General features: G+C 61.7%; 9 protein-coding genes. 2 read left to right on the forward strand and 7 right to left on the reverse strand.

From position 1 onward, the window contains the following. Positions 1 to 371 precede the first annotated feature (371 nt). Positions 372 to 1,682, forward strand: a complete 1,311-nt coding sequence (locus tag ACJ8MK_RS14440) for an MFS family transporter (RefSeq protein ID WP_033654343.1) — start codon at positions 372 to 374, stop codon at positions 1,680 to 1,682. Between the two features lie 36 nt (positions 1,683 to 1,718). On the opposite strand, the gene pssA is transcribed toward ACJ8MK_RS14440, so the two are convergent. The 4 genes from pssA to trxC all read right to left on the reverse strand — a co-directional run bounded on the left by pssA (position 1,719) and on the right by trxC (position 7,147). Then, the gene (gene pssA, locus ACJ8MK_RS14445) at positions 1,719 to 3,074 is read right to left on the reverse strand and encodes a CDP-diacylglycerol--serine O-phosphatidyltransferase (protein ID WP_033649759.1); all 1,356 of its coding nucleotides are present in this window, start codon (positions 3,072 to 3,074) and stop codon (positions 1,719 to 1,721) included. A gap of 152 nt (positions 3,075 to 3,226) precedes the next feature. Then, complete coding sequence (locus ACJ8MK_RS14450) at positions 3,227 to 5,875, reverse strand: bifunctional acetate--CoA ligase family protein/GNAT family N-acetyltransferase (protein ID WP_442517846.1); 2,649 nt, start codon at positions 5,873 to 5,875, stop codon at positions 3,227 to 3,229. Positions 5,876 to 5,923: 48 nt separating this feature from the next. Further along, positions 5,924 to 6,613: a tRNA-uridine aminocarboxypropyltransferase gene (locus ACJ8MK_RS14455; RefSeq protein WP_086580360.1), complete on the reverse strand. Its 690-nt coding sequence runs from the start codon at positions 6,611 to 6,613 to the stop codon at positions 5,924 to 5,926. 114 nt (positions 6,614 to 6,727) lie between these two features. Then, the gene (gene trxC, locus ACJ8MK_RS14460) at positions 6,728 to 7,147 is read right to left on the reverse strand and encodes a thioredoxin TrxC (protein ID WP_004928868.1); all 420 of its coding nucleotides are present in this window, start codon (positions 7,145 to 7,147) and stop codon (positions 6,728 to 6,730) included. A 207-nt stretch (positions 7,148 to 7,354) separates the two neighbouring features. On the opposite strand from trxC, the gene ACJ8MK_RS14465 reads away from it, so the two are divergent. After that, a complete protein-coding gene (locus ACJ8MK_RS14465; RefSeq protein WP_004928870.1) occupies positions 7,355 to 8,443 on the forward strand; it encodes a tRNA/rRNA methyltransferase in 1,089 nt (362 codons plus the stop codon). A 58-nt stretch (positions 8,444 to 8,501) separates the two neighbouring features. On the opposite strand, the gene emrB is transcribed toward ACJ8MK_RS14465, so the two are convergent. Genes emrB through ACJ8MK_RS14480 form a run of 3 tightly spaced genes read right to left on the reverse strand, consistent with a single transcriptional unit; the run spans position 8,502 to position 12,705 of the window. Beyond that, positions 8,502 to 10,040, reverse strand: coding sequence for a multidrug efflux MFS transporter permease subunit EmrB (emrB, locus tag ACJ8MK_RS14470; RefSeq protein WP_193169511.1), 1,539 nt, complete (start codon positions 10,038 to 10,040; stop codon positions 8,502 to 8,504). A gap of 17 nt (positions 10,041 to 10,057) precedes the next feature. Further along, positions 10,058 to 11,230: a multidrug efflux MFS transporter periplasmic adaptor subunit EmrA gene (gene emrA / locus ACJ8MK_RS14475; RefSeq protein WP_033649764.1), complete on the reverse strand. Its 1,173-nt coding sequence runs from the start codon at positions 11,228 to 11,230 to the stop codon at positions 10,058 to 10,060. Between the two features lie 23 nt (positions 11,231 to 11,253). Next, positions 11,254 to 12,705 carry an efflux transporter outer membrane subunit gene (locus tag ACJ8MK_RS14480; RefSeq protein WP_033635706.1) on the reverse strand — a complete coding sequence of 484 codons (1,452 nt, stop codon included), beginning with the start codon at positions 12,703 to 12,705 and terminating at the stop codon, positions 11,254 to 11,256. Positions 12,706 to 12,721 lie beyond the last annotated feature (16 nt).

A 12,721-nucleotide genomic window follows, 5' to 3' on the forward strand; every position in this document is an offset into this window, starting at 1 on the left:
AGTCTCAGGATGAGACGAATTGTGTAGGACAAATCCGCCGGGAGCGGATTTGAACGTTGCGAAGCAACGGCCCGAAGGGGGGCGGGCAGGACGCCCGCCATAAACTGCCAGGCATCAAAACAAGCCGAAAGCCCTGAACATCAGTTCAGGGCTTTTTGCTATGCGTAAAACGGAAAATCCCCGTTGCAATCCGCTTCAGCTTTCAGCGTGCGGTTTAATATTCATCACAAATTCCGCGCATTGTCCCTCCAAACGCCAGATATTCTTCGTCCGCTATTAAGTTTGGCTGTTAACTTATAAATAACAATAAAGTAACAACCAGAGCGGCAGGACGCCGAATTTCATCATTGCTATGGCTCGGAGAAAATACCATGACAGAAACAACCTCGGTTCTTGAGGATGAACGCGGCGTCGAACAGGGGGCGCTGGATAACAAAAAACGCATTTTTGCCATCGTCGGGGCTTCATCAGGCAATCTGGTGGAGTGGTTTGATTTTTATGTTTACTCCTTCTGCTCAATCTACTTTGCCGCCTCATTTTTTCCGGCGGGCAACAGCACGACACAACTGCTGCAAACTGCCGGTGTGTTCGCCGCCGGCTTCTTTATGCGGCCGATCGGCGGCTGGCTGTTCGGCTACATTGCCGATAAACACGGCCGAAAAAACTCAATGTTGCTTTCGGTCTGCATGATGTGCGCCGGATCGCTGGTGATCGCCTGTCTGCCGACGTATGAGTCGATCGGCAGCTGGGCGCCGGCGCTGCTGCTGATCGCGCGATTGTTCCAGGGGCTGTCTGTGGGCGGCGAGTACGGCACCAGCGCCACCTACATGAGCGAGGTGGCAATCAAGGGGCGGCGCGGCTTCTACGCATCGTTCCAGTATGTCACGCTGATCGGCGGGCAACTGCTGGCGCTGCTGGTATTGGTGATCCTGCAGCAGATATTGTCCGGCGAAGAGCTGAAGGCCTGGGGATGGCGCATCCCGTTTGCCTTGGGGGCCGTGTTGGCGGTGGTGGCGTTGTACCTGCGCCGTTCGCTGAATGAAACCTCCGATGCGAAAACACGTAACCACCAAGATGCCGGTTCGCTGACGGGGCTATGGAAAAACCGCAAGGCGTTTGTGATGGTGTTGGGCTTTACCGCCGCCGGTTCACTGACCTTTTACACTTTTACCACCTATATGCAGAAATATCTGGTGAACACCGCCGGTATGGACGCCAAGCTGGCCAGCGCCATCATGACCGCCGCGCTGTTCGTCTTCATGCTGCTGCAGCCGGCGGCAGGCGCGTTCTCGGACAAAATCGGCCGTCGCAGCTCGATGCTGATCTTCTCGGCATTGGCCACCCTGTTGACGGTGCCGATCCTGTTCGCCCTGAAAGGGGTGAGCAACCCCTTTATGGCGTTCGGCCTGATCGTACTGGCGCTGTTCGTTGTCAGCTTTTACACCTCGATCAGCGGGCTGCTTAAAGCCGAGATGTTCCCGCCGGAGGTGCGTGCGTTAGGGGTAGGCTTGTCTTATGCGGTAGCGAATGCCCTGTTCGGCGGTTCGGCGGAATATGTCGCGCTGTCGCTTAAATCGTTCGGCGTGGAAAATGCCTTCTTCTGGTATGTTTCCGGCATGTGCCTGCTGGCGTTGCTGGTCTCACTCCGGCTGCATCGCAAAGGCAAGGAAATACAGCTGTAATAAAAACCCCGGCCTTGGCCGGGGTCAGAGTAGATCTTACAGGATACGGCTAATCAACCGATCGATGCGGATACGCCGTAGACGGCGAATCAGCTTGCGCACCTTGATCGGGTACTGCTGAATGCTTTGCAGCTCCTGATAATGGCCGACCACGGTGGTGTGAGTGCGGATGCACTCCAGTTCTGTTTGCCGTTGCTCGCGCATTTCCTGCTTGGGATCGTGGATCAGAATGGCGTTTTCCAGATCCAACCGCCAGGCGCGCGGGTTGAGGTTATTGCCGGTAATCAGCTGCCACTCTTCGTCAACCCACATGCCTTTCAGATGATAGCTGTTATCGCCATCCTTCCACAGACGCACGATCAGCTGCCCGGTGTCTATATAGCGCTGCAAGCGGCTCAGAAAACGGCGCAGGTTGATCTCGTACAGGTAGGGCAGCGCGCCGATGATTTTGAACGGCTGGTCTTCCGGAATATAGAAGTCGTTGGCGGTCTTGTCGCCGACGATGATCTCCACCTGTTTGCCCTGGCGCAGCAGATAAATGATATTGCGCACCAGCAGCGCCGGCAGGTTGAAATAAGGGGTGCACAGCGTCAGTTTCTGGTCGGCGCACGACATCAGGTGATGAATGGTTTTATTCAGCACGCTTTGCTTGCCAAGCCCAACCAGTGGCGTCACCGCCAACTCATCGTTGCCGGCCTTGCCGCGGAAGTGATAGCCGGCGCGGCGAAGGGCGAAACGGAACAGGCGGGTCTCGTTTTTGATCTCCGGGCTTTTCGGCCGATCGCTGCGATCGAGGCGCTGTACGGCGCCGGCGGTGAGCAGATGCTGCTTGATGTAATCGATCAGGGTATCGGCCAACACCTCGTTGGTGATCAGCTGGTAGCGATCGTAACGGTATTTTTCATGCTGATGCAGATAAACGTCGTTGATGCTGGCGCCGCTGTAGATCACGGTATCGTCGACCACAAAGCCCTTCAGGTGCAGTACGCCCAACGCTTCGCGGGTATTGACCGGCACGCCGTAGATAGGCACCGACTGCTCGGGATGTTGGCCGGCCATGGCGCAGTACCAGTCGGCGTTGGTATTGGCGGCGGCGGCGCCGATGCGGCCGCGCTGTGCGCGGTGCCAGTCGACCAGCACGCAGATTTCCAGCTCGGGCCGCCGCTGCTTGGCTTGATACAGCGCGTTGAGGATCTCGCGCCCGGCGTCGTCATGCTCCAGATACAGGGCCACCAGATAGATGCGTTGGGTAGCGTTGGCGATGGCGTCCAGCAGCGTGGTGCGAAAATCGGACGGCGCGTACAACGTACGAACATCAGCAACCGTCTGGGGGAGTTTGGGCAGTTGTGCAAGGTGTTGTTGATGTTTGCTACGTTTAAATTTTGACAACATCACAGTGCGTTTCTTCTCTCATGATTGATGGCCGGAACGCCACAGGCATAAAAACATTAAACCGAATAATCGGGCGATAATACCATTAGTTGCCTCGATTGTGCGTATGTTTTGGCGTTAAGTGGTGGATTCGTAGCGCATTGCGACGCAGGTCACTGCGCGTCGTCGGCCTGCAGCGGCAGCGTCAGATTGACGATGCCGTCCTCAAGCTGCACCTCGATGCCAAAGCCCAACCGCTGCGCCAGCGCGATCATGCCGCGGTTATTCGGCATGGTGATACCGCTCAGGCGGGTCAGGCCATGCGCGCGCGCATAGGCGATCATTTTCTCCAGCAGCTGGCGGCCCAGGCCCAGGCCTTTCAGGTCGGAACGTACCAGCACGGCGAACTCGGCATCGGTGTTGTCCGGATCGGACAGCGCGCGGGTCACGCCGATGATCTCGTCTGCGCGCACCGCCACAAAGGCCATTTCCCGATCGTAGTCGATCTGCGTCATGTTGGCCAAATCGTCATGGGTAAACTCGTTGATCTCGCTGAAGTAGCGGTAATAGAGATCTTCCTTGGTCACCCGGTCGATGAAATGCTTCAGCGCCGGCTCGTCTTCCGGCAGGATAGGGCGGAACAGGCATTGGCTGCCGTCTTTCAGCGCGATGGTTTCTTCCAGCTCATGCGGATAAGGGCGAATCGCCAGCCGCGCCTGCGGATCGCCGCTGAACGGCGCGAGCTGCATCGAAACGTCCAGCAGGGTGAATTCGCTGCCGGAGGCCAGCACCGGGTGAATATCCAGCCGGGCGATCTCCGGGCAGTCGAGGATCAGGTTGGAGACCTGCACCAGCAGGCGGCTCAGCCCGGGGATATCCAAAGGGCGCAGCGCGCTGCGGCCGCGGATCTTGCCGCCTTTCACCGCCTGCAGCACCAGATAACGCGCCAGCGCCATGTTCAGCGGCGGCAGCGCTACCGCCACCTGATTTTCCTGGCGCCATTCCACGCCGCCTTCGCCCAGCATGATCAGCGGGCCGAAAATCGCATCCTGCTCCACCGCGATGCGCAGCTCCTGGGCGCCGGCACGGTTGGCCATGCTCTGCACCAGCAGGCCGTGAATGCGCGCCTGAGGGTAGGTGCGCTTTACGCGGTCGAGGATCGCCTCCGCCGCGCGCTGCACTTCGGTCGCGGTGCGCAGGTAGAGCATGACGCCCTGAACTTCCGATTTGTGCGGGATATCCGGCGAACGCAGCTTCAGCGCCACCGGGTAGCCGATCTGTTCGGCAATGTGTACCGCTTCGGCGCTGTCCTCGGCAATCCAGGTCGGCAGGGTGCTCAGATCGTAGGCCTGCAGGATGGATTGCACCTCGTGGGTATCCAACTGGGTGGCGCCTTCGGCCAGCGCCTGATGGATAAGGCGGTGGGCGTCGGCGGTGTTGGCGGTCAGGCCGATCGGCAGCGCAGGCGTCTCTTTCAGCTGCTTCTGGTTGCGGCGATATTCCACCATATGCATAAAGGCGGTCACCGCGCCTTCCGGGGTGCGGTAGGTGGGAATGGCGGCCTCGGTAAACAGCCGGCGCGCCTCTTGCGAAGAGTATTCGCCGCACCAGTTGGTCAGCAACGTGATGCGCTTGCCGCGCGCATGGCGATGCAGCGCGTCGATCAGCCGTTCCGCCGTGGCGGTGCCCGGCGCCGCCGCGCTCGGCGCGTGGATCAACAGCAGCGCGTCATAGTCGTGGCTGTCGAGCAGCGCTTCGATTGCCGCCAGGAAGCGCTGCGGCGTGGCGTCATCGCGCAGGTCGAGCGGATTGCCGGCGCGGATGAAATCCGGCAGCGCGTCGCTCAATTTTGCCAGGCTCTCATCGCTCAGCGTGGCCAGTTTGCCGTTGCGTCCGAGCAGTTCGTCCAGCGCCATCGCCGCCGGCGCCGCCCCGTTGCTGACGATCATCAGCCGCTCGCCGCGCAGCGGATGCATATGGCTGAGGGTTTCCACCGCCGAGAACAGCTCGTGGGTATCCTGCACGCGCAGCAGGCCGGCGCGCTGGATGGCGGCATCATAGGCGGCGTCAAGCCCCAGCTGGCTGTTGAGCAGCAGCTGCGCCTGTTGGCTGCGGCCGCTTTTGATCACCAGAATGGGCTTGTTGCGTGAGGCGCTGCGCGAGGCGGAGAGAAAGCGCCGCGCGTCGCTGATGTTTTCCAGATACAGCAGGATGGCGCTGGTCTTGCTGTCGCGCGCCAAAAAGTCGAGCAGGTCGTCGACGTCGATGTCCAGGCTGTCGCCCAGCGCGATGAAGTAGGAGAAACCGACTTCGCGCTGCTGCGCCCAGTCGAGAATGGTGTTGGCCACGGCGGCGGACTGCGAGATAAACGCCAGTTTGCCCTTTTGGATCGGCACCGGCGAGAAGCTGGCGTTGATGCCCTGCCACGGCGCCAGCAGCCCCAGGCTGTTGGGCCCTAACAGCCGCATGGCGTAGCGCTGTGCGCAGGCCTTCAGCTCGGCGAACTGTTCCGGCGGCGAAGAGAGCACGATGGCGGTTTTGCAGCCGCGTTGGCCCAGCGCTTCAATCAGCGCCAGATTGCGTTTGGCGTGGGTGCAGATGATCGCCAGATCTGGCGTCAGCGGCAGGCTGGCGACGTCGGGGTAGGCCATCACGCCGCATACCGCCTTGTAGCGCGGCGTGACCGGCAAGATGGGCCCGCCGAAACCGCCGGCCAGCAGATTGCTCATCATCAGGTTGCCGGCGCGGCCGGGCTGCTGCGACGCGCCCAGCACGGCGATCGATTTGGGACGTAGTAGCGCTTCTAACCCTCGCTGGCTCATGCACGGCTCCTTTTGGCAACGTTACGCCTGATTTTAGGCGCTTTCTGGCTATATTGCTGTGACCGGTGCCTCCGGGCGGGTCGGTTTTCCCGCCAGATACTGTTGACGGAAATAGCGGAAATGCTGATTCAATCCGTCGGCGGCCGGCAGATCGCCCGCCTGTTGCAGCAGGGCGGCGGCCACTTCCGCCGTGCAGTGTTGCTCGGCGCGGCTGGCTTCGCGCAGCTGGTAGTCCGATGCCGCGTCGACGTTGAGGGAAAACACCGGGAATTGATTGAGGTACGGGCTTTTACGGAACATTTTGCGCGCTTCCGCCCAGGTGCCGTCCAGCATGATGAACAGCGGCGGTTTGCCGCCGGCGGGCAGCTCGCTGAACACCGGCCGTTCGGCGTCGGCGTAGGAAGCGGGGAACACCACATAAGGCTGCCGCGCCGGATCGTTGATGGCCGCCAGCAGGGCCGGATCGATCTCGGTGCGCGACCAGAGGAACGCCTGGGTGTCCGGCAGGATATCGGCGATCAGGCGGCCGGTGTTGCTGGGCTTGAGCGGCTCGGCGCCGAACATGATCAGGCAGAAACGGCTGCCGGCCTGCTGCGGGCGAATGGTGTCGCACAGGCAGTTTTTATGCGGCAGCAGGCAACCCTGACAACGCGCCACCCGGCAACCGCGCGCCAGGAAGGGGCGGGTGGCGCGGTCTAAACGGAATTGGCGCAGGCGAAGTACGGCGTTGTCGGTCATAACGATCCTGGGGAAAAACCGCCATTGTAACGCAGAAAAAAGCCCGCCGGGAGGGGCGGGCTCGATCGGGGCGCGTTCGCGCGCGATGGCGGGATACGGCCTATACTTGCCGAATCACACTAACTCGTTGAGCCAGTTGTCAAACGGCGCTTTCGGCATCGCGCCGTTGAGCATATCGACCATTTTGCCCTGACGGAACACCATGATGGTCGGGATGCTGCGGATGCGGAAACGGGCGCTCAGCTCCGGCTCGGCTTCGGTGTTCACTTTCACGAAGCGCACTTTGCCGGCGCGCTCTTCGGCCACGTCTTCAAAGATCGGCGCAAAGCTGCGGCACGGGCCGCACCACGGCGCCCAGAAATCGACCACGACCGGCAGATCGTCCTGCAGCAACTGGTCCAGCGTGGCGGCGGTGGCGTTGATCACTTCACCGTCGAAGAGCTCATGGCCGCAGCGGCCGCATTTCGCGTTGTCCGCCAGACGTTCTTCCGGCACGCGGTTGGTGGCATTGCAAGCTGCACAAACTGTATTCATGTTGACCTCGGGTACAGAGAAAGCATGGTCCCCGCAACGCGGTTGCGGAGATGTTTCTTTAATGCTGACAATTATCGGCAAAACCCGGCGCATGAACAATGAGGTTTGTTCAATGGATGTGATAGTTGGGAGCTTTTAGCGCAAGTTGGTGGCTTCGTGCACCAACATCAGGTAATCTTCGCGCCCTGCGCGTTGGTGGAGAAGACAATGAACGATTCATTTAGTGGCAAGAACGGTAAAGTCAAAGTGATGTACGTCCGCAGTGACGACGACAACGGCGACGACCGCAACAAGAATAAACGTCCGGCCGGCAAAGGCCGTCCGGCTGACGGTGCGCGCTCGGGCCGCACCGGTCAAGACAAGGCGCGCGGCGGCAACGATCGCCGCGGCGCCGACTCCCGCCGCAGTGAAAGCGATCGTCCTCGCCGTCCGGCGCGCTCTGAAGATCGCGGCGGCAACGAGTCGCCGTGGAGAACCGTCTCGCGCGCGCCGAATGAAGAGCCGGCGTTCGATCACGGCGGCATCAGCGGCAAAAGCTTTATCGATCCTGAGCAACTGCGCCGCCAGCGCGCGGAAGAAACCCGCGTTTACGGTGAAAACGCCTGTCAGGCGCTGTTCGCCAGCCGCCCGGAAGCGATCGTGCGCGCCTGGTTCGTGCAGTCGGTCACCCCGCGCTTCCGCGAAGCGCTGCGCTGGATGGCGGCCAACCGCAAGGCTTACCACGTGGTGGATGAGGAAGAGCTGGCCAAGGCTTCCGGCACCGAGCACCACGGCGGCGTGTGCTTCCTGATCAAAAAACGTCAGGGGCTGGACGCGCAGACCTACCTGAAAACCGCCCCGGCGACCGACTGCGTGCTGGCGCTGGAAGAAGTAGGCAACCCGCATAACCTGGGCGCCATCGTCCGTTCGTGCGCCCACTTCGGCGTCAACGGCGTGCTGCTGCAGGATCCGGCGCTGCTGGAGTCCGGCGCGGCGGTGCGTACCGCAGAAGGCGGCGCTGAGCACATCAAGGCGATCAACGCCGATGATTTCCTGTCGGTGCTGGATACCTTCCGCAAGGCGGGTTACACCATCGTTACCACCTCCAGCCATAAAGGCACCGCGCTGGCGCAGGCCAAGCTGCCGGCCAAGATGGTACTGGTGCTGGGCCAGGAACGTGACGGTCTGAGCGACAGCGCCTGGCAGCAGGGCGACATGAACGTGTCTATCGGCGGCACCGGCAAGGTGGAAAGCCTGAACGTTTCCGTGGCGACCGGCATTCTGCTGGCGGACTGGTGGCGTCAGAATCAGGCGTAATCTGTTCTACGTCGGATAAAAAACGGGCGCCTCAGGGCGCCCGTTTCGTTATTGAAGCTTAGTGGGCGCCGCCGCCCCCACCGCCGCCGGAGCTGAACGGCGGTTTCGCCACCCACACCAGCGCCAGCAGCACCAGGAATACCCCGGCCGACAGCCAGAAGATCTCGTTGGCGGAGATGATCAGGCCTTGCGCGGTGATCTCATTGGCGATGTAGGCCGAGGCCTGCTGCTTGCTCATGCCGAGCTGCTCCAGCTGCCGGTACATCTCCTGCGACTGCGGGCTGTACGGGTTGACGAACTCCGTCAGCTGCGAATGGTGCTGCGATTCGCGCTGCGTCCACAGGGTGGTGGTGATCGAGGTACCGATCGACCCCGCCAGCGTTCGCGTGAAGTTCGACAGGCTCGACGCCGCCGCCATGCGTTCCGGCGGCAGGCCGGACAGCGTGATGGTGGTCAACGGCATGAAGAAGCAGGCGATGGCGAAGCCCTGAACGAACTGCGGCCAGGCGGACGCGCCGAAGTCCATGCCCGGTTCAAACGTATAGGCACGCCAGTAGAAGCACACGGCATACATGATGAAGCTGAAAGTCACCAGCTTGCGCATGTCGAGCCGGTTGCCGAACTTGCCGATGATCGGCGACAGCAGCACCGGGATCAGCCCGACCGGCGCCGACGCCAGCCCAGCCCAGGTGGCGGTATAGCCGTACACCTCTTGCAGCAGCTGCGGCAACAGCACGATGGCGCCGAAGTACAGCATGTAGGCCAGGCTGATGCACAGGCAGCCGATGGTGAAGTTGCGCGACTTGAACAGCGACAGATCCACCACCGGATGGTCGTCCGTCAGCTCCCACACCACCAGGAACAGCAGCGCTACTACCGCCACGACGGTGAGCGTGATGATCTCGGTCGAGTTGAACCAGTCCAGCTCCTTGCCCTGATCGAGCATCACCTGCAGCGAACCGATGCCGACGATCAGCAGCACCAGGCCGACGGTGTCGATCGGTTTGATCTCGGTTTTGGTTTCTCGCCCCTTCAGCGTCGCCATCGCCGCCACGATCACGAAGGCGCCGATCGGGATGTTGATGAAGAAGATCCAGCCCCAATGGTAGTTGTCGCTGATGTAACCGCCGAGGATCGGCCCGAAGATCGGCGCGACGATAACGGTCATCGACCAAAGCGCCAGGGCCATCGCCCGCTTGGCGGGCGGGTAGTTGTTCAGCAACAGGCTCTGCGACAGCGGGATCAGCGGCCCGGCCACCACGCCCTGGATCACGCGGAAGAAGATCAGCATGCCGAGGCTGTTGGAGATGCCGCACAGCCAGGAGGCGAGGACGAACAGCGCGGTGGACCAGAGGAACAGCCGCACTTCGCCGATGCGCTTCGCCAGCCAGCCGGTGATCGGGATCGAGATGGCGTTCGCCACGCCGAACGAGGTGATCACCCAGGTGCCCTGCGAGTTGGAAGACCCGAGGTTACCGGCAATGGTGGGGATCGCCACGTTGGCGATGGTGGAGTCCAGCACCTGCATGAAGGTCGCCATGGCGAGCGCGACCGTCATCCAGGCGAGCTGGGCGCCTTCAAGCGGTTTCTGTGGCAAGATGGCCTCCCGCGCGCTTAGCCGGCGTTCGCATGGATCACGTCGGCGATCAGCTGATTAACCGGCGCCAGGTTCAAGGCCAGCGCGTCGCTCTGGTACAGCGGTTTGTCGCGCACCACGTCGGCCAGCACGCGGCCGTCCAGGTTGGCGGTGTCGACGGTCACCAGCGTCGAAAGACCGATGCGCAGCGGATGGTCGGCCACCTGCTTGGCGTCGAGCTCAATACGCACCGGCAGACGTTGCACCACTTTGATCCAGTTGCCGGTCGCGTTCTGGGCCGGCAGCAGCGAGAAGGCGCTGCCGGTGCCCATGTCGATACCGGCCACTTTGCCCTGATATACCACGTCGTCGCCGTAGACATCGCTGACCACCGTCGCCGGCTGGCCGATGCGCATGTTGGCGATCTGGGTTTCCTTAAAGTTGGCGTCAACCCAAATGTGATCGGCCGGCACCACCGCCATCAGCGGCGAACCGGCGGCGATCTGCGCGCCGACCTGCACGCTGCGGCGCGAGACATAGCCGGTAATGGGGCTGATCACTTTGGTACGCTGCAGCGCCAGCCAGGCATCGCGCATCTGCGCGGCGGCCTGTTGGATCGCCGGCTGCTGTTCCAGCGGGGTATTCAGCACCATCGCCTGGTTGGCGTTGTATTGCTGCACCGCCACTTCCAGCGCGGCCTTGGCGCTGTCGACCGCATCGCGAGCGTGTTGCAGCTCTTCGCGGCCGATGGCGTCAACGCTGCCCAGCACCACACGGCGCTTCAGATCGTTCTCGGCCTTGCTCAGATCGGTCTTGCGCAGGGCGATGTTGGCCTGATATTGCTTGCTGTTGATGATCAGCTGGTGGGTCTGGCGCACGCTGTTGGCCAGGCCGGTCTTGGCGCGTTCAAACGCCTGCTCGGCATCGGTCGGATCGAGCGTCAGCAGCACGTCGCCCTGCTTGACGTAGTCGGTGTTGTCGAAATTGACGCTGTTCACGCTGCCGGACACCTGGGCCATGATCTGCACCTGGTTGCCGGAGACGTAGGCGTCGTCGGTTTCCTGATGATGACGCAGCACCAGGAACCAATACACTAAGTAAGCCACCCCTATAACAATGAAAATAACCGTCAGCAACAGTAGCCAAAATTTACGCTGCTTCTTTTTGCCGCTCGGCTGCTGCGGGTTTTGGATTTCCGCGCTTGCGCTCATGGTGTTCTCCAAGCCTTATATTATTATGCTTTCGAATCCGCTGCGGCCGGGGCCTGATAGCCACCGCCCAGCGCACGGATCAGTCCTATCTTCGCCTGCAGTAAGTTGCTGCTGGCATTCAACTCCGCCTGTTGCTGCTGCAATAGCTGCGTCTGGCTGGTCAACAGATCGTCGCGCCCGATAATCCCTGCCTGGTAACGGGCGTTGGCGACCTGATACACCTGTTGCATCGACTGGGCCGCGGACGCCGCCTGCAGCTGCTGTTGCGCAGAACTCTGCTGGATGGTGATGGCGTCGGCGGTTTCCTGTACCGCATTCAGGATGGTTTGGTTGTAGGATTCCACCGCTTCGTCATACAGCGCGGATTCCTCGCCCAGCTTGCTGCGCAGCGCCCCGGCGTGGAAGATCGGCAGCGAAATCGCCGGCATCACGTTCCAGGCCTGGCTGGCCGCTTCAAACAGATTCGGGCTGGTGCCACTGGTATTGGTGGTCATCAGGCCGGCGAAGGCTGAAATGGTCAGGCTGGGGTAAAACTCTTTACGCGCGGCGCTGACGCGCTGGCTGTAAGACTCCACCAGCTGGCGTTGCGCGGCGATGTCCGGGCGTTTGCCCAGCAGATCCGCCGTCAGCTCGCCCTGCGGCGCCATCAGGTTGTCTGCGGGCAAAGGCACCTGACGCAGGTGCTGCATGGCGTTCGGCCCCTGGCCCGCCAGCGCGGCGAGTTGGTGCCGGAGCTGCTCGATCTGCGACTGCAGCTGCAGGATCTGCTGCTTGGCGACGTCGGACTGCGCCTGGGTTTGTTGCGGCACGTCGACGCCGGTCAGCCCGGCCTGATAGCGCTGTTGGCGCAGCGCGGTCAGGCGCTCATTGTTGTTCACTTCCTGTTGCAGCAGCTTCTCGAGCGCCAGATTGCTCTGCAACTGATAGTAGGCGGACGCCACCGAGCTGGTCAGCGTCAGCGCCGCCTGTTCCTGCTCGGCGCGCGCGGCGTTGACCTGCGCTTTGGCGGCGTTCACCTGGTTGCGGTATTTGCCCCACCAGTCGAACTCGTACGCCAGGTTCAACCCCAGCGAGTTGGAGCTTGAATAGATCGGCTTATGCGGATACCCCAACCCCATATTGACGTTTTGCGGCACGCGCTGGCGCTGGGTGCTGGCGTTCAGATCCAGGTTCGGCCCGTTGGCGGCGCTGGCTTCACCCACCACGCTTTGCGCTTCGCGCACGCGGGCGGCGGCCTGCCGCAGGGTCGGCGAGCTTTGCAGCGTTTGCGTCATCAGGGTATCCAATTGCGGATCCTTGAGGGCGCGCCACCACTGCGGGCTGACGGCCAGCGAACTGACTTTCGGCTGAGCCAACTGCAGGCTCTGCGGATCCATCAGCGTGGATTGCGGGGCAATATTATCGGTCGAAGCACACCCGGCCAGCAGCAACACGGCGAACAGCGGGGTGAATCTCCAGTTAAATGGGGATCGCATAATAGGTACCTGAACA

Source organism: Serratia sp. CY38905 (assembly GCF_052168875.1).
In the GTDB taxonomy this organism is placed as follows: Bacteria; Pseudomonadota; Gammaproteobacteria; order Enterobacterales; family Enterobacteriaceae; genus Serratia; species Serratia sarumanii.